Origin of the sequence: Pseudomonas sp. CCC3.1 (genome assembly GCF_034347405.1) — a bacterium.
In the GTDB taxonomy this organism is placed as follows: domain Bacteria; phylum Pseudomonadota; class Gammaproteobacteria; order Pseudomonadales; family Pseudomonadaceae; genus Aquipseudomonas.
Genome location: NZ_CP133778.1, coordinates 4,189,766 through 4,206,615, shown reverse-complemented (window position 1 = coordinate 4,206,615; position 16,850 = coordinate 4,189,766). Strand labels below are relative to the sequence as shown.

The following is a 16,850-nucleotide window of genomic DNA, read 5'->3' as shown; positions in this document are numbered from 1 at the left end:
GCTCTTTCCCTTTTACTCGATGACTTTCGGAACCAGATAGAGGCCGTTTTCGACCGCTGGTGCGATGGACTGGTAAGCCTCGCGATGATTGCTTTCAGTCACGACGTCTGCGCGCAGGCGCTGGCTGGCTTCCAGTGGGTGGGCCAGAGGCTCGATGCCATTGGTGTCGACAGCCTGCATCTGATCAATCAGCCCCAGAATGCTATTAAGGGCTTCGGTGGTGCGTGGGATATCGGCATCATTGAGACCCAGACGGGCCAAATGTGCGATTTTTTCCACGTCGGAGCGTTCAAGCGCCATGGGATTCTCCAGTGGAAAACAGGACGGATGCTATCCGTGTGTTAGATTGTCGGAACACTACCGCATTTCTACGGTCATATGGCCGCGATTGTGGGGGTTGGTGCACGGAAAAGCGGTCAATTTAACATATTGGCGCCTTGCCCAAAATCCCTGTCGTTGTTAGAGTTTGCCGCACTTTTTTACCCACGCGTTGCCTAGGGTCCCTTTCCCATGTTCAAGAAACTGCGTGGCATGTTTTCCAGCGATCTTTCCATCGACCTGGGCACTGCCAACACCCTTATTTACGTGCGTGAGCGCGGTATTGTCCTGAATGAGCCATCAGTTGTGGCTATTCGGACGCACGGTAACCAGAAAAGTGTCGTTGCCGTCGGCACAGAGGCCAAGCGCATGCTCGGCCGTACACCGGGCAACATTGCTGCCATTCGTCCGATGAAGGATGGCGTGATTGCCGACTTCAGTGTTTGCGAAAAGATGTTGCAGTACTTCATCAACAAAGTGCACGAAAACAGCTTTCTGCAGCCAAGCCCTCGGGTTTTGATTTGCGTACCGTGCAAATCGACTCAGGTAGAGCGTCGCGCCATTCGTGAATCGGCGCTCGGCGCCGGTGCCCGTGAAGTGTTCCTGATTGAAGAACCCATGGCTGCGGCCATCGGTGCAGGCCTGCCGGTTGAAGAAGCACGCGGCTCGATGGTTGTCGATATCGGTGGTGGTACCACTGAAATCGCGCTGATCTCCCTGAACGGTGTGGTTTACGCTGAATCCGTACGGGTTGGCGGCGACCGTTTCGACGAAGCGATCATCACCTATGTGCGCCGTAACTACGGCAGCCTGATCGGTGAATCGACCGCTGAGCGCATCAAGCAGGAAATCGGCACCGCCTACCCGGGTGGTGAAGTACGTGAAGTCGACGTACGTGGCCGTAACCTGGCTGAAGGCGTTCCACGTGCTTTCACCCTGAACTCCAATGAAGTGCTTGAGGCTCTGCAAGAGTCGCTGGCAACCATCGTTCAGGCCGTGAAAAGCGCACTGGAGCAGTCTCCACCAGAGCTGGCTTCGGACATCGCAGAGCGCGGACTGGTACTGACCGGTGGTGGCGCCTTGTTGCGTGACCTCGACAAGTTGCTGTCTCAGGAAACTGGCCTGCCGGTGATTGTTGCCGAAGACCCGCTGACCTGCGTTGCTCGTGGTGGTGGCCGTGCGCTGGAAATGATGGATAAACACACGATGGACCTGCTTTCCAGCGAATAAGATCGTTGGTGCAGTCCTATGGTTATCACCCGAAGGTAGCACTTTGCAGTGCTGCCTTTTGGCGTTTATCTTCTGTCAATCTTCATCCAGGCCGCTTTGACGCCGTATGAATACATTGAACACTTGCCCCGGAGGAGCGGCCTATTAAACCGCTCTTCTCCAAAGGCCCCTCATTGGGCGTGCGCTTTCTAGTGCTGGTCGTGCTATCGGTCGCGCTGATGGTGGTCGATGCCCGCTTTACGTTGCTCAAGCCAGTACGCAGTCAAATGTCGCTGGTGCTGATGCAGACTTATTGGATTACCGATTTGCCGCAACGCCTGTTTCAGGGGGTTGCCAGCCAATTCGGCAGTCGCACTGAGCTGGTGGCTGAAAACGAGAAACTCAAAACTGAAAACCTTCTGCTTCAAGGCCGCATGCAAAAGCTGGCTGCCTTGACCGAGCAGAACGTTCGCCTGCGCGAGTTGCTGAACTCCTCCGCGTTGGTCAACGAAAAGGTCGAAGTGGCCGAGTTGATCGGTATGGACCCCAATCCCTTTACCCACCGCATCATCATCAACAAGGGTGAGCGCGACGGTGTCGTGCTGGGTCAGCCGGTGCTCGATGCACGCGGTTTGATGGGCCAGGTGGTTGAGCTGATGCCGTACACCTCGCGTGTACTGTTGCTCACCGACACCACCCACAGCATCCCGGTGCAGGTGAATCGCAACGGTCTGCGCGCGATTGCCAGCGGCACCGGTAACCCTGAGCGCCTCGAACTGCGTCACGTGGCTGACACGGCCGACATCAAAGAGGGCGACCTGCTGGTCAGCTCTGGTTTGGGCCAGCGATTCCCGGCCGGTTACCCGGTCGCGACCGTGAAAGAAGTCATTCATGACTCTGGCCAGCCATTCGCCATCGTGCGTGCCGTTCCGACCGCCGCTTTGAATCGCAGCCGTTATTTGCTGCTGGTGTTCAGCGACAGCCGAACCCCGGAAGAGCGCGCCAATGACGCGGCTCAAGCCCAAGAAGCTGAGCAAAAGGGCGAAGCGCCACCGATTGTTCCCGCGACCGTGCCTAAACCTGTCACGCCAGTGCCTGCATCGGCAACTCCGGCTGCCGCCCCAACTGCGGCGCCTGCCCCGGTGGCGGCTGAGCAAAAGGTTGTGAAAAAACCAGCTCCTGCCGCAGCCAAGCCGCCAGCCGCTGCGCCGGCCACTACTCAGGAGAGGCAATAATGGCGGGTAATCATTCGCGCAATGGCTGGATTGTCTGGCTGACATTTGCCATCGGTCTGTTGCTCAGCGTTTCTCCGTTGCCGCAGTTCATGGAAGTCCTGCGTCCATTGTGGCTGGCGTTGTTGCTGGCGTTCTGGGCGTTGGCCTTGCCGCACAAGGTGGGCATGGTCACCGCATGGTGCCTGGGCCTGACAGAAGACGTGTTGTATGGCACTTTGCTAGGGCAGAACGCCTTGATTCTGGCCCTCATCACCTTTTTGGTGTTGTCGCTTCAGCAGCGTCTGCGTACGTTCCCGATGTGGCAGCAAAGCCTGGTCATTCTGGTGATTTTTGGTCTGGCTCAATTGGCTCAGCTCTGGCTCAGCGCCTTGACCGGTAATCGTCAGCCGACTCTGGCGCTGGTATTGCCTGCGTTGGTCAGTGCGTTGCTATGGCCGTGGGTCAGTTATGGACTGCGTGGGTTGCGCCGACGTTTCAAAATCAATTAATGCAATCGCGAGCCATTTCCTGGTTTGTGCACCTCGACAGGGAGATGTCTTGATGACTCCGCTTTTTCTGGCCTCTGGCTCACCGCGTCGACGCGAGTTACTGACTCAAATCGGCGTGTCGTTCAGCGTGGTCAGTGCCTCGATTGACGAAACCCCTCTCCCTGACGAACCCCCTGCGGCCTATGTCGAGCGCCTGGCGCGAGAAAAGGCTCGGGCGGGGCGTGAGCACTTGCTGACATCGACCCCTGACGCTGCCTGTTGCGTCTTGGGCGCCGACACGGCCGTGGTGCTGGACGAACAGATTCTTGGTAAACCGGTCGACGAGGCGGATGCCTTGGCTATGCTCATGGCGTTATCTGGCCGGGAGCATGAAGTATTGACGGCCATTGCCATTATTGAGGCCGAGCGCTGCGAAACCCGAGTGGTGTGCAGCCGGGTCAGTTTTAGAAGCATCAGCCAGCAAGAAGCCGCCCTCTATTGGGCCAGCGGAGAACCGCAGGATAAAGCCGGTGGATACGCCATTCAGGGGTTGGCCGCGGTGTTTGTGGCCAGCCTCAATGGCAGTTATTCCGGTGTTGTGGGGTTGCCCGTCTGCGAAACCGCAGAACTGCTCGGGCAATTTGGCATACCTTGCTGGCAAAACCTTTCCGTGCGCTGAACACCGCGCCCTACGTGACTTGGCACTAATGTGATGACGCCTGAACGAGACCCAGCCATGAGTGAAGAGATCCTGATCAACATCACGCCGATGGAATCGCGCGTGGCGGTGGTAGAGAACGGTGTTCTGCAAGAGGTGCATGTCGAGCGTACCCAGCGCCGTGGCATTGTTGGCAACATTTACAAAGGCAAGGTGGTCAGGGTTTTACCCGGCATGCAGGCCGCCTTTGTCGATATCGGGCTGGACCGTGCAGCCTTTATCCACGCCTCCGAAATTTCCCTGCGTGAAGGCCAGGCCGTTGAGAGCATCAGCGCACTGGTGCACGAAGGCCAAAGTCTGGTGGTGCAAGTCACCAAAGACCCGATTGCCTCAAAAGGTGCGCGTCTGACGACTCAACTGTCGATTCCTTCGCGTTATCTGGTGTACATGCCGCGTACGGCGCATGTCGGTATTTCGCTGAAAATCGAAGATGAAGCCGAACGAGAGCGCCTGAAGCAGGTGGTCAGTGATTGCGTGGCGCAAGAAGGCATCAAGGAAGCGGGCGGTTTTATCCTGCGCACAGCAGCCGAAGGGGCTGGTGCGGATGAAATCCTCATGGACATTCGCTACCTGCGCCGCCTGTGGGATCAGATCGGTTTGCAGATCAAAACCGCTGGCGCCCCGAGTGTGATTTACGAAGATCTGGGCCTGGCGCTGCGCACCTTGCGCGATCTGGTCAGCCCTAAGATCGAGAAAATTCGTATCGATTCGCGTGAAACCTTCCAGAAGACTACTCAGTTTGTGGCTGAGCTGATGCCGGAAATCGCCGACCGCCTTGAGCATTACCCTGGTGAGCGGCCTATTTTTGACCTGTACGGCGTTGAAAGCGAAATCCAGAAAGCGCTGGACCGCAAGGTCCCGCTCAAGTCGGGCGGCTATCTGGTGGTCGATCCGGCAGAAGCCATGACCACCATCGACGTCAATACCGGCGCGTTTGTCGGCCATCGCAACCTCGAAGAAACCATCTTCAAGACCAACCTCGAAGCGGCCACCGCCATTGCCCGGCAACTGCGCCTGCGCAATCTGGGCGGCATCATCATCATCGATTTCATCGACATGGAAGATGAAGAGCACCAGCGTCAGGTGCTGCGGACCCTCGAAAAACAGCTCGAACGCGATCATGCCAAGACCAACATCATCGGGATAACCGAGTTGGGCCTGGTGCAGATGACCCGCAAACGTACCCGTGAAAGCCTGGAGCAGGTGCTGTGCGAACCCTGCGTGTGTTGCCAGGGCCGTGGCAAATTGAAGACCCCTGAAACCATTTGCTACGAAATCTTCCGGGAAATTCTCCGTGAGGCCCGCGCCTATCAAGCTGTTGGCTATCGTGTATTGGCCAGCCAGAGAGTGGTTGATCGCTTGCTGGACGAAGAATCAGGCAACGTTGCAGAACTGGAAGGGTTTATTGGCCGTACGATTCGTTTTCAGGTCGAAACCATGTACTCGCAGGAACAATACGACGTGGTACTGCTCTGAAGTATTTGAAGTCGCATTTGTACGACCGGGAGCTGGGTTTATCAGCCCCTTTGACCATCACTAAAGGGGCCACCTGACATGGAGCGTCTACCACGCTTTTTTGCCGCGCTGACCCGCTGGGGATTCGGTCTATGTGCCATGGTGCTGGTACTTATGGCGCTGTACGTCAGCTTGGGCCGCGAACTGACGCCGCTGATTGCTGAGTACCGCGTAGACGTCCAGAGCAAAGCCCGTGAGGCCTTGGGCATGCCGTTGACCATCGGCAGCCTCGAAGGCAGCTGGAAAGGCATGGCCCCCGTGCTGCTGGCGCATGACGTGATGGTTGGCGAGGGCAACAGCGCCCTGCGTCTGGATGAAGTGCAGGTGGTGCCTGATGTCTGGGCCAGCCTGCTGAACCGCGATATTCGTCTTGCTCATGTGCAACTGGATGGCCTGAATCTGAGCGTGCGTCAGGGTCAGGACGGTCACTGGGCGCTTGAAGGCTTGCCTGTACAGGACGACCAACCGCTGGACCCCGAACAACTGCTCAATCAATTGCAGCGAGTGGCGCGGGTTTCCGTGCTCGACAGTCAAGTCACCCTCGAACCTTACAAGCAAGCGCCGCTGACCCTGACGTATGTCGGGATGACGCTGGACGTCGGCGCGTCTGATCAACGCCTCGACGCACGCTTGACCTTGCCCGATGGGCAGCCCGTTGCGATCAGCCTCAAGACCCAGGTAAACGCCAGCCGCTGGCGCGAGGGTGCGGCCCAGGCCTATGTCAGCCTGCCGCAAAGTGATTGGGCGAAATGGCTGCCGGCCAGCCTGATGCAGCCGTGGAAAGTGTCTGAGCTCAAAGCCGGTGGCGAATTCTGGTTTAACTGGGGCGAGGGCACTGTGCAAAGCGCGGTTGCGCGCTTGAATGCACCCAAGCTGAGCGGTGCCTACGCAGATCGCAAACCCGAAACTATTGAAAACCTCGCCCTGCATGCCTGGGTGCAGCGAGGCAAGCAGGGTTTCAATGTGGTGCTCGACTCCTTGGCGATGAGCCTCGGTGATAAACGCTGGGAAACCCGGATGCAGTTGCAGCAGTTCGCCGCAACGGACGACGAGCAGGAACGCTGGCACTTGCAGGCCGATCATCTGGACCTGACGCCGATCACGCCTTTGATGGACTCGCTGGCGCCGTTGCCGGACGCGGTGGCCAAGGTGATTGATCAACTGAATGTCACCGGCACCTTGCGCAATGTGCTGGCGGACTATCGGCCCAATGCCACAGACGATCAAAAAATCAGCTTTGCCGCTAACTTGCAGCAAGTTGGCTTCAATGCCACCCACGGTGCTCCGGCTGCGCGTAACGTCAGCGGTTTGATCAGCGGTGACTTGGGCAAGGGCGAGCTGCGACTCGACAGCAAAGACTTTTCACTGCACCTGGACCCGATCTTCGCCAAGCCCTGGCAGTACCTGCAAGCCAACGCCTTGCTCAAATGGACGCTGGACAAGAACAGCTTCACCCTGATTGCGCCTTACATCAAAGTGCTGGGTGAAGAGGGCAAGATTGCTGCTGACTTCCTGATCCGTATCCATATGGACCATTCAGCAGAAGACTACATGGACCTGCGCGTCGGTCTGACCGATGGCGATGGCCGATTCACCCCCAAATACTTGCCCGAGGTCTTGAGCCCGGCGCTCGCCGAATGGCTGAGCACGGCGATTATCAAGGGCGCTGTTGAAGAAGGCTTTTTCCAGTATCAGGGCTCGCTCGACCACGATGCAGTCGCCGCAGCGCGCAATATCAGCCTGTTCTTCAAGGTTCACGGCGCCGAGCTGGCTTTTCAGCCGGGCTGGCCGCATGTGCGCAATGTGTCCGGTGACGTCTTTATCGAAGACAGCGGCGTTCGGATCATGGCCAGCAAAGGCCAGTTGCTCGACACCCAGGTGCGCAATGTCGCGGTCAATATTCCCCACGTACCGACCGGCAAGGTCAGCCATCTGTTTTTGGATGGGGATTTCGACGGCGGGTTGGGTGATGGCCTGAAAATTCTGCAGGAAGCGCCGATTGGTACTGAGTCGACGTTTGCCGGATGGCAAGGCGAAGGTTCACTGAAAGGTCGGGTTGACCTCGACATCCCGCTGGAAAAAAGCGTTGAGCCGAAAATCCTGGTGGACTTCGCCACAGATAAAGCCCGCCTGAAAATCAGTGACCCTGAGCTTGAGTTGACCCAGCTCAAGGGTGATTTCCGCTTTGACAGCGCCAAGGGCTTGAGCGGCAAAGGGATCAGCGCGCGCGCCTTCGGTCAGCCGATCACGGCGCAGATTTTTGCAGACGGCAAGCCGGGCAAAATCAGTACCCGAGTGGTGGCGAGCGGCCAGGTTGGGGTTAAAAAGCTGACCGACTGGCTAAAATTCAACCAGCCGATCCCGGTCTCAGGCAACCTGCCTTATCAGTTGCAACTCACCTTGGACGGCGCAGACAGCCAGTTGCGGGTCAGTTCCAGCCTAAAGGGTGCGGTCATTGACTTGCCCGCCCCGTTTGGCCTCGCGACCAATGAAAGCCGCAATACGGTGTTTCGCATGACCTTACAGGGGGCTGAGCGCCGTTACTGGTTTGATTACGGTGATCTGGCCAACCTGACCTTTGCCGCGCCTGGCGGCAAGTTTGAAGAGGGGCGTGGCGAGTTGTTTCTGGGCGATGGCGACCCTGTGCTGCCGACGACCAAAGGTCTGCGTATTCGCGGCGTACTGTCTGAACTGGATGTTGCCCCGTGGCAGGCGCTGGTCGAACGCTATGCGGGAAAAGACCCGGGCGGCAGCGCCAAACAACTGCTCAGCAGTGCTGATTTCAAAGTGGGCAAACTCATCGCCTTCGGCACTCAGCTCGACCAGGTGCAACTGAAGATGACGCGCAGTGCGGCATCTTGGGGGCTACAGATCGACAGCAAGCAGGCCACGGGCGCCGTCACGCTGCCAGATGCGAAGAGCGCGCCGATAAGAGTGACGATGCAGACCATTCGCCTGCCTGCGCCTGACCCCAAAGCGGTCGCGGATGTGAACGCCCCGGACCCTCTGGCGTCGGTCGACCCGCGTAAAATCCCGGCGCTGGACATCATCATTCGTCAGCTTTATCAGGGCGCTGATTTGTTGGGCGCCTGGTCGTTGAACATTCGGCCGACCACTCGCGGGATCAATCTGAACAACCTGAGCCTGGGGCTCAAGGGCTTATTGCTGGAAGGCTCGGGCGGTTGGGAGGGCACCGCGGGTAACAGCAGCAGTTGGTACAAAGGCCGTCTGGGCGGTGGCAACCTGGCTAACGTGCTGAAGGGATGGGGCTTTGCGCCAAGCGTGACCAGTGAGGACTTCCATGTGGACGTCGATGGCAAATGGCCGGGCTCACCGGCCTGGATCGGCCTCAACCGGTTCACCGGCACGCTGGATGCGACGCTGAATAAAGGTCAGTTTGTCGAGGTGGATGGCAGCACCCAAGTCGTGCGTATTTTTGGTTTGCTGAACTTCAACGCCATCGGCCGGCGCCTGCGTCTGGACTTCTCGGATCTGTTTGGCAAAGGCTTGAGCTACGACCGGGTCAAGGGGTTCCTGAATGCCAGCAATGGTGTGTACCGCACCACCACGCCGATCCTCATGACGGGCCCGTCGACTAACCTTGAACTCAATGGCACGTTGAACATGGTCACCGACCAGGTCAACGCCAAGTTGCTGGTGACGCTGCCGGTGACCAACAACCTGCCCTTGGCCGCGCTGTTGGTGGGCGGGCCCGCGGCAGGTGGGGCCATGTTCTTGCTCAACAAGCTGATCGGTGACCAGGTGTCGCGCTTTGCCAGCGTGCAATACAGCATTCAAGGCCCGTGGAACGAGCCGAAAATCACCTTCGACAAGCCATTCGAGAAAAACTAGGAGTAGCATGACGTCAGATATTTCCAGGAGTGCGTCATGTCTTTAGCGGTGATTCAAATGGTCAGCCAGAGCGATGTGCTGGCCAATCTGGCTCAGGCCCGGCGCCTGCTGGCAGAGGCCGCTGAACGTGGCGCGCAGCTCGCCGTTTTGCCTGAAAATTTTGCCGCCATGGGGCGACGCGATATTGCCGATATTGGTCGGGCTGAGGCATTGGGCGAAGGCCCGATTCTGCCATGGTTGAAACAGGCCGCCCGTGACCTCAAGTTATGGATAGTGGCGGGTACATTGCCGCTGCCGCCTGAGGGTCAACCGGACGCCAAGGTTAATGCCTGTTCATTATTGATCAACGCTGACGGCGAGCAGGCCGCGCGTTACGACAAGCTGCACCTGTTCGATGTGGATGTGTCTGACAGCCGTGGCCGCTACCGCGAATCCGATGACTATGCACCCGGGTCGCGTGTGGTGGTGGCCGATACGCCGGTTGGCAAGTTGGGCCTGAGCGTTTGCTATGACCTGCGTTTCCCTGAGCTGTACAGCGAATTGCGGGCAGCCGGGGCTGAGTTGATTACTGCACCTTCGGCTTTTACCGCCGTTACCGGGGCTGCGCACTGGGACATTCTGATTCGGGCGCGGGCCATCGAAACCCAGTGCTATGTACTGGCGGCCGCGCAGGGCGGCGTTCATCCTGGTCCGCGCGAAACATACGGGCATGCCGCCATTGTCGATCCATGGGGCCGTGTGGTGGCAGAGCAGGCGCAGGGCGAGGGCGTAGTGCTGGCTGAGCGAGACAGTGTTGAACAAGCGGCCATCAGGGCACGCATGCCGGTGGTGAATCATCGGCGATTTTTTTCGCAGGGCGCACAGCGACCTGCAACGCAGGACTAATTTTCAGGCCCGTGGGTTCAGCACTCAAAGATGCTGAGGCAGGGGTCAAGACGGAGTAACTATGAGCGAGTTGTTGACCTCAGTCAGCGAACACCTGTTGGCACCGGGCGGTGTCACCATCGAAAGTCTGCAAAGCGTGCTGGGAGACCTGGCTGGGCCTGGGATTGATGCGGCAGATTTGTATTTCCAAGGCCAGATTTCAGAGTCCTGGGCACTGGAAGACGGCATCGTCAAAGAAGGCAGCTTTAACCTCGATCAGGGCGTTGGCGTGCGCGCCCAGTCGGGCGAGAAAACCGGTTTTGCCTACAGCAACGCCATCACGCTAGAAGCCTTGGGTCTGGCGGCGCGAGCGGCCCGCTCCATCTCTCGCGCCGGGCAAAACGGCACCGTGCAAGCCTTTACCACGCAAGACGTGGCTCAGTTATATGCCCCGGACAACCCGCTGGAAGTCATTAGCCGTGCCGAGAAGGTCGAGCTGCTCAAGCGCGTCGATGCGGCCACGCGGGCCCTTGATCCGCGTATTCAGCAAGTGACTGTAAGCATGGCCGGGGTTTGGGAGCGCATTCTGGTGGCCTCCACCGACGGCGGCCTGGCAGCCGATGTGCGCCCGCTGGTGCGTTTCAACGTGAGTGTGATCGTTGAGCAAAATGGCCGTCGCGAGCGCGGCGGGCATGGCGGCGGCGGGCGTACCGACTACCGCTACTTTCTGACCGACGACCGCGCCATGGGCTACGCCCGTGAGGCGTTGCGCCAGGCGCTGGTCAACCTTGAGGCCGTGCCGGCACCTGCGGGCACCATGCCAGTGGTTTTGGGCTCGGGCTGGTCCGGCGTATTGCTGCACGAAGCGGTCGGGCATGGTCTGGAAGGCGACTTCAACCGCAAAGGCAGTTCAGCCTACAGCGGTCGCATGGGCGAAATGGTTGCGTCCAAGCTATGTACCATCGTCGATGACGGCACGTTGGCCGGCCGTCGTGGCTCGTTGAGCGTCGATGACGAAGGCACCCCGACCGAATGCACCACGTTGATTGAAAACGGCGTGCTCAAGGGCTACATGCAAGACAAGCTCAACGCGCGCCTGATGGGCGTTGCGCGTACCGGCAATGGCCGCCGCGAATCGTACGCACACCTGCCGATGCCACGCATGACCAACACTTACATGCTGGGCGGCGAAAGCGATCCGGCCGAAATCATTGCCTCGGTGAAGAAAGGCATCTATTGCGCGAATCTGGGCGGTGGTCAGGTCGACATCACCAGCGGTAAGTTTGTGTTCTCCACCAGCGAGGCTTACTTGATCGAAGACGGCAAAATCACTCGCCCAGTCAAAGGTGCGACCCTGATTGGCAACGGGCCGGAAGCGATGAGCAAAGTGTCGATGGTCGGTAACGATCTGTCGCTGGACAGCGGCGTGGGCACGTGTGGCAAGGATGGGCAGTCGGTGCCGGTCGGCGTTGGGCAGCCAACCTTGAAGATTGACGCGATTACAGTAGGCGGTACGGGCGGTTGATGGGCAGTGGGCGGGTTGCAGGGCAACCCGTCCACGTACGAGAGTTAACGCAGACCGCGTTGTGTCTCGTCCAACCCACGAATGTACTTGAACAATTTGCGGCTTGAGGCCGGTGCCTTGTTATGAGCCAGTTCGTGTTTGGCCTGACGGATGATCGAGCGCATTTGCTGGCGATCAGCCTCAGGAAACTCGGCAACAAACTTTTCCAGTACAGCGTCGTCGCCTTCGATCAGGCGATCACGCCAGCGTTCGAGGTTGTGGAAACGTTCGTTGTATTGGCGAGAAGAGGCATCGACTTGATCGATCAACGCAAGAATTTCGTCAAGCGGTTGATCGCGCATCAGTTTGCCGATGAACATCATATGGCGCTTGCGCGCAATGTGAGCCGTGTGTTTTGGAGCATCTGCCAGAGCCTTCCGCATTGCGTCAGTCAAAGGCATTTTGTTCAGCAAATCAGGCTTGAGAGTCGTGAGACGCTCGCCCAGATCAACCAGAGCATGCAGCTCTTTTTTGACCTGTGTTTTGCTTTTTTCGCCGTCGAAGGCGTCGTCGTAAGAATCAACCATGGTGGCAGTCCGCAAAGAAACGCCGCCATGATAACCAGTCGGGGGCCGCTTGTCCGGCCCGGTCGCTCGGCGGCCCTACCGAAAACAGAATTTGAGTGGAGAAAACCATGAGTGCAGTACAAAGCGTCGGCCCGCAGGCCTTGCCGGCACTGCAACAGCAGGTCGAGCAAATCATCGCCGAAGCCAAGCGCCAGGGTGCCAGCGCCTGCGAAGTCGCCGTGTCGCTGGAGCAGGGCCTGTCGACCTCTGTACGTCAGCGCGAAGTCGAAACCGTTGAGTTCAATCGTGACCAGGGTTTTGGCATCACGCTGTACGTTGGCCAGCGCAAAGGCTCGGCCAGCACTTCGGCCACCGGCCCTGATGCCATTCGCGAAACGGTAGCCGCCGCCTTGGCGATTGCCAAACACACCTCGGAAGACGAAAGCTCGGGCCTGGCTGATGCGAGCCTGATGGCGCGCGATCTCAAAGATTTTGATGTGTTCCACACGTGGGACATCACCCCGGAACAGGCCATCGAAAAAGCGCTGGCGTGTGAAGCCGCCGCTTTTGACGCTGACAGCCGGATCAAAAACGCGGATGGCACCACGCTGAGCACCCATCAAGGTTGCCGCGTGTACGGCAACAGCAACGGTTTTATCGGCGGTTCGGCGTCGACCCGTCACAGCCTGAGCTGCGTGATGATCGCTGAAGGCGACGGCCAAATGCAGCGCGACTATTGGTATGACGTTAACTGCCAGGGCGAACTGCTGATGGACGCGGCCAGCATCGGCCAGCGCGCTGCTGAGCGTGCGGCTCGCCGTCTGGGCTCGCGCCCGGTGCCCACCTGCGAAGTCCCGGTATTGTTTTCGGCGGAACTGGCGGGTGGTTTGTTCGGTAGCTTTCTGGGCGCAATTTCGGGCGGCAATCTGTACCGCAAGTCGTCCTTCCTGCTGGATGCCATGGGCCAGCAAATCTTCCCCGAGTGGCTGACCCTAGATGAACGCCCGCACCTGATGCGCGCCATGGGCAGTTCTTCATTCGACAACGATGGCCTGGCCACCTACGCCAAACCGTTCATCAAAGACGGCGAACTGGTGTCCTACATCCTCAGCACTTACTCGGGCCGCAAATTGGGTCTGCCGAGCACCGCCAACGCGGGCGGCGTGCACAACCTGTTCGTGACCCATGGCGATGAAGACCAGGCCGCATTGATCCGTCGCATGGGCCGAGGCTTGTTCGTGACCGAGTTGATGGGCAGCGGCCTGAACATGGTGACGGGCGATTATTCCCGTGGCGCGGCAGGTTTCTGGGTCGAAAATGGCGAGATCCAGTTCCCGGTTCAAGAAGTCACCATCGCGGGCAACATGCGCGACATGTTCAAACAGATCGTTGCCGTGGGTAATGACCTGGAGCTGCGCAGCAACATCCGCACCGGCTCGGTGCTGATCGAACGCATGATGGTGGCGGGCAGCTAAACCTGCTCCGCGTTATCCCGGGTGTATCACCTTTGCGGGTGATACGCCTTTTTTGTATGTGCGTTTTCTGACTCCAAATGGCGGTCCTGCGGCCCGCATCGCAGCCTCGTCCCTCGTCAACGACTACAACAACATGCCGTGTAGAGCGAGCTTGCCTACGGGAGGTGGGGTTACAGCGGACTTGTTTTGATAATCGATATCGCTTAATAATGAATCTCATTATCGAGCGAGCCTAGGTCATGAGTTCAGCCTTGCATGAAGGCCCCTATCTGGAAAGCTGGCGCTGGATGAGCCGTCAGATCCGTTGCGGGCTTGCGCCAGACGAGCCGCGTCTGATTGAGCATTACCTTGCCGAAGGCCGCTATCTTGCTGGCTGCACGGCGACATCCCCGTGGATGATTGCCGTCACCTCGTTCCGCCTATTGTTGGATACAGCATCCGATACGGCCTTGCCCTGGCACTGGCGCACCCTGTGCCTGGACCATGCGTGGCGCCCGCTGCGCGATATGGAAAATCAAGCCCTGTGCAACTGCCGCCTCAAGCGCTGGCAGAGCTGTGCCTGGCAATTGGCAACCAGCGAACTCGAACCTTCAATTTCTTTAACAGAACTGCTGCAAGGATTTCCTGATGAGTAATACGCGTATCGAACGTGACAGCATGGGTGAATTGCACGTACCTGAGGCGGCGCTGTATGGCGCACAAACTCAACGTGCGGTGGATAACTTCCCGATCAGTCATCAACGTATGCCTGCGCAATTCATTCGCGCACTGATTCTGGCCAAGGCTGCTGCCGCCAAGGCCAACGTTGAACTCAAGCAAATCAGCGAAGCGCAGGGCAATGCCATTGTCGAGGCCACGCAGATCCTGCTGGCGGGCGATTTTATGGAGCACTTCCCGGTGGATATTTTCCAGACCGGTTCGGGCACCAGCTCCAACATGAACGCCAACGAAGTGATCGCCACCCTGGCGACGCGAGTGCTGGGTGAAGTGGTCAACCCTAACGATCACGTCAACTGCGGGCAAAGCAGCAACGACATCATTCCCACCACCATCCATGTCAGCGCCGCCTTGGGTCTGCACGAGGAACTGCTGCCAGCGCTCACGCATCTGGTACAGGTGATCGAGCACAAGGCCGAGCAGGTTCACGTCTACGTTAAAACCGGGCGTACGCACTTGATGGACGCCATGCCAGTGCGCATGAGCCAAGTGCTCAATGGCTGGGCGCAGCAGCTCAAGGCCAATATCGAACACCTGCACAACCTGCAACCGGCGCTGCAATCGCTGGCCCAGGGCGGCACTGCGGTAGGCACGGGCATCAACGCGCATCCACAGTTTGCCGGGCTGTTCAATCAACAGCTCAGCGCGCTGACCCATGTCACATTCACGCCCGGCAAAGACCTGTTTGCCTTGATCGGCTCGCAGGACACGGCGGTTTCTGTGTCGGGTCAACTCAAAGCGACGGCTGTGTCTTTGATGAAAATCGCCAACGACTTGCGCTGGATGAACTCCGGCCCGCTTGCAGGCCTGGGTGAGATTGAACTGCAAGCCTTGCAGCCGGGTTCTTCGATCATGCCGGGCAAGGTCAATCCGGTGATCCCGGAAGCCACGGCGATGGTTGCCGCTCAGGTGATCGGCAATGACACGGTGATCACCATCGCTGGTCAGTCGGGCAACTTTGAGTTGAACGTGATGCTGCCGGTCATTGCACAAAACCTGCTGAGCAGCATTGAACTGCTGGCCAACGCCAGCCGCTTGCTGGCCGACAAGGCCATTGCCAGCTTCAAGGTCAACGAAGCCAAGCTCAAGGAAGCGCTGTCGCGTAATCCCATTCTGGTGACGGCCCTGAACCCGATCATCGGCTATCAGAAAGCCGCCGAGATCGCCAAGACCGCTTACCAACAGGGGCGTCCGGTGATTGACGTCGCCCTTGAATACATCGACCTGCCGCGCAGTCAGCTTGAGGTCTTGCTCGACCCCGAGAAGCTGACGGCTGGCGGCGTTTAACTGATCGACCTAAACACTGCTTTGGAGGTTCACATGGAGCACTGGAAACGCACGATCGAAAGAGCCAATCGCTGTTTCGCTGAGGGCGAGCTGGTCGATGCCCGAGAACACTACTTGCAGGCGCTGGCGCTCGCGCAAGTGTTGTTCGAGCGCTGGAGTGATGCCGACGAAGCAGTGGCGGCCTGTGTCATTTCGCATCACAACCTGGCGGATCTGCACTTGCGCCTTAACCAGCCGGAGGAGAGCGTTGAGTACCTCTGTGCGATTCACCAGCGTTTACTGCAAACCATGCAGAACGCACGCCTGACGCCGGCACTGCGTGAAGCCGCATTGCGTCAGAGCAGCAAAACCTATGTCGAACTTTTGAACTTTATCAGCGAGCACGGCGAATACCCGCGCTCCAACTTATTGCTCAAAAGCACTGTGGCTCAATCCAGCCACGAGTTCTCAACGGTCAGCGGCCATCACTCAGGAGCACATTGATATGACTTACACCTTGCCTGCCTTGCCTTATGCCTACGACGCGCTTGAGCCGCATATCGATGCGCAGACCATGGAAATTCACTACACCAAGCACCATCAGACCTACATCAATAACCTCAATGCAGCAGTCGATGGAACCGAGTGGGCGCAATGGCCGGTCGAGAAACTGGTCGCCAGCGTTCATCAACTGCCTGAGAAACTGCGTGCAGCCGTGATCAACCAGGGCGGCGGGCATGCTAACCATTCGCTGTTTTGGGAAGTCATGAGCCCCACAGGGGGTGGTCAGCCTGACGGTGCATTGGCCAAGGCGATTGATGAGCAACTGGGTGGTCTGGACACCTTCAAGGAAAACTTCACCAAGGCCGCCTTGACCCGTTTTGGCAGTGGCTGGGCTTGGCTCAGTGTGACGCCGGACAAAGAACTGGTTGTTGAGAGCAGTGGTAACCAGGACAGCCCGCTGATGAGCGGCAATACCCCGATTTTGGGATTGGACGTATGGGAGCACGCCTACTACTTGCGTTATCAGAATCGCCGCCCGGAATACATTAATGCGTTTTACAACGTGATTAATTGGCCGGAAGTGGCACAGCGTTACCAAGCTGCGATTGCCTAAGCCTACCGAGAAGGATTCAGGCAGATT

At 58.4% G+C, this 16,850-nt stretch carries 15 protein-coding genes; 13 read left to right on the top strand and 2 right to left on the bottom strand.

Annotated features, from left to right (window positions below; translation table 11 throughout):
* Positions 1-12 precede the first annotated feature (12 nt).
* Positions 13-300, bottom strand: coding sequence for an Asp-tRNA(Asn)/Glu-tRNA(Gln) amidotransferase subunit GatC (gatC, locus tag RHM56_RS18540; protein ID WP_019408858.1), 288 nt, complete (start codon positions 298-300; stop codon positions 13-15).
* A 210-nt stretch (positions 301-510) separates the two neighbouring features.
* Between gatC and mreB the strand changes: the two genes are divergently transcribed.
* The 8 genes from mreB (at position 511) to tldD (ending at position 11,703) form a co-directional block, all read left to right on the top strand.
* Complete coding sequence (mreB, locus tag RHM56_RS18535) at positions 511-1,548, top strand: rod shape-determining protein MreB (RefSeq protein ID WP_019408857.1); 1,038 nt, start codon at positions 511-513, stop codon at positions 1,546-1,548.
* Positions 1,549-1,721: 173 nt separating this feature from the next.
* A complete protein-coding gene (gene mreC, locus RHM56_RS18530) occupies positions 1,722-2,762 on the top strand; it encodes a rod shape-determining protein MreC (RefSeq protein ID WP_416194863.1) in 1,041 nt (346 codons plus the stop codon).
* Positions 2,762-3,250, top strand: coding sequence for a rod shape-determining protein MreD (mreD, locus tag RHM56_RS18525; RefSeq protein ID WP_019408855.1), 489 nt, complete (start codon positions 2,762-2,764; stop codon positions 3,248-3,250). The genes mreC and mreD overlap by 1 nt, the downstream gene beginning before the upstream one ends.
* A gap of 52 nt (positions 3,251-3,302) precedes the next feature.
* Positions 3,303-3,908, top strand: coding sequence for a Maf family protein (locus RHM56_RS18520; RefSeq protein WP_322234793.1), 606 nt, complete (start codon positions 3,303-3,305; stop codon positions 3,906-3,908).
* A 57-nt stretch (positions 3,909-3,965) separates the two neighbouring features.
* Positions 3,966-5,423 (top strand): ribonuclease G, encoded by a 1,458-nt coding sequence (rng, locus tag RHM56_RS18515; protein WP_322234791.1) that lies wholly within the window; start codon positions 3,966-3,968, stop codon positions 5,421-5,423.
* Between the two features lie 78 nt (positions 5,424-5,501).
* Positions 5,502-9,314 (top strand): YhdP family protein, encoded by a 3,813-nt coding sequence (locus tag RHM56_RS18510; RefSeq protein WP_322234790.1) that lies wholly within the window; start codon positions 5,502-5,504, stop codon positions 9,312-9,314.
* A 36-nt stretch (positions 9,315-9,350) separates the two neighbouring features.
* Entirely contained in the window at positions 9,351-10,199 is an 849-nt protein-coding gene (locus tag RHM56_RS18505; protein WP_322234788.1) for a carbon-nitrogen hydrolase family protein, read from the top strand.
* Positions 10,200-10,260: 61 nt separating this feature from the next.
* Positions 10,261-11,703 carry a metalloprotease TldD gene (gene tldD, locus RHM56_RS18500; RefSeq protein WP_322234786.1) on the top strand — a complete coding sequence of 481 codons (1,443 nt, stop codon included), beginning with the start codon at positions 10,261-10,263 and terminating at the stop codon, positions 11,701-11,703.
* A gap of 44 nt (positions 11,704-11,747) precedes the next feature.
* Here tldD and yjgA read toward each other — a convergent pair whose 3' ends face one another.
* On the bottom strand, positions 11,748-12,269 hold the full coding sequence (gene yjgA / locus RHM56_RS18495; RefSeq protein WP_019408849.1) for a ribosome biogenesis factor YjgA: 522 nt from the start codon (positions 12,267-12,269) through the stop codon (positions 11,748-11,750).
* Positions 12,270-12,376: 107 nt separating this feature from the next.
* On the opposite strand from yjgA, the gene pmbA reads away from it, so the two are divergent.
* From pmbA to RHM56_RS18470, 5 genes are all read left to right on the top strand, one after another.
* Positions 12,377-13,723 (top strand): metalloprotease PmbA, encoded by a 1,347-nt coding sequence (pmbA, locus tag RHM56_RS18490; RefSeq protein WP_322234784.1) that lies wholly within the window; start codon positions 12,377-12,379, stop codon positions 13,721-13,723.
* A 239-nt stretch (positions 13,724-13,962) separates the two neighbouring features.
* Complete coding sequence (locus RHM56_RS18485) at positions 13,963-14,358, top strand: FagA protein (RefSeq protein ID WP_322234782.1); 396 nt, start codon at positions 13,963-13,965, stop codon at positions 14,356-14,358.
* The gene (locus RHM56_RS18480; protein WP_322234780.1) at positions 14,351-15,727 is read left to right on the top strand and encodes a class II fumarate hydratase; all 1,377 of its coding nucleotides are present in this window, start codon (positions 14,351-14,353) and stop codon (positions 15,725-15,727) included. Before RHM56_RS18485 ends, RHM56_RS18480 begins: the two co-directional genes overlap by 8 nt.
* 33 nt (positions 15,728-15,760) lie before the next feature.
* Entirely contained in the window at positions 15,761-16,210 is a 450-nt protein-coding gene (locus tag RHM56_RS18475; protein WP_322234778.1) for a hypothetical protein, read from the top strand.
* A gap of 1 nt (position 16,211) precedes the next feature.
* Positions 16,212-16,823: a superoxide dismutase gene (locus RHM56_RS18470; RefSeq protein WP_322234776.1), complete on the top strand. Its 612-nt coding sequence runs from the start codon at positions 16,212-16,214 to the stop codon at positions 16,821-16,823.
* Positions 16,824-16,850: the final 27 nt, after the last annotated feature.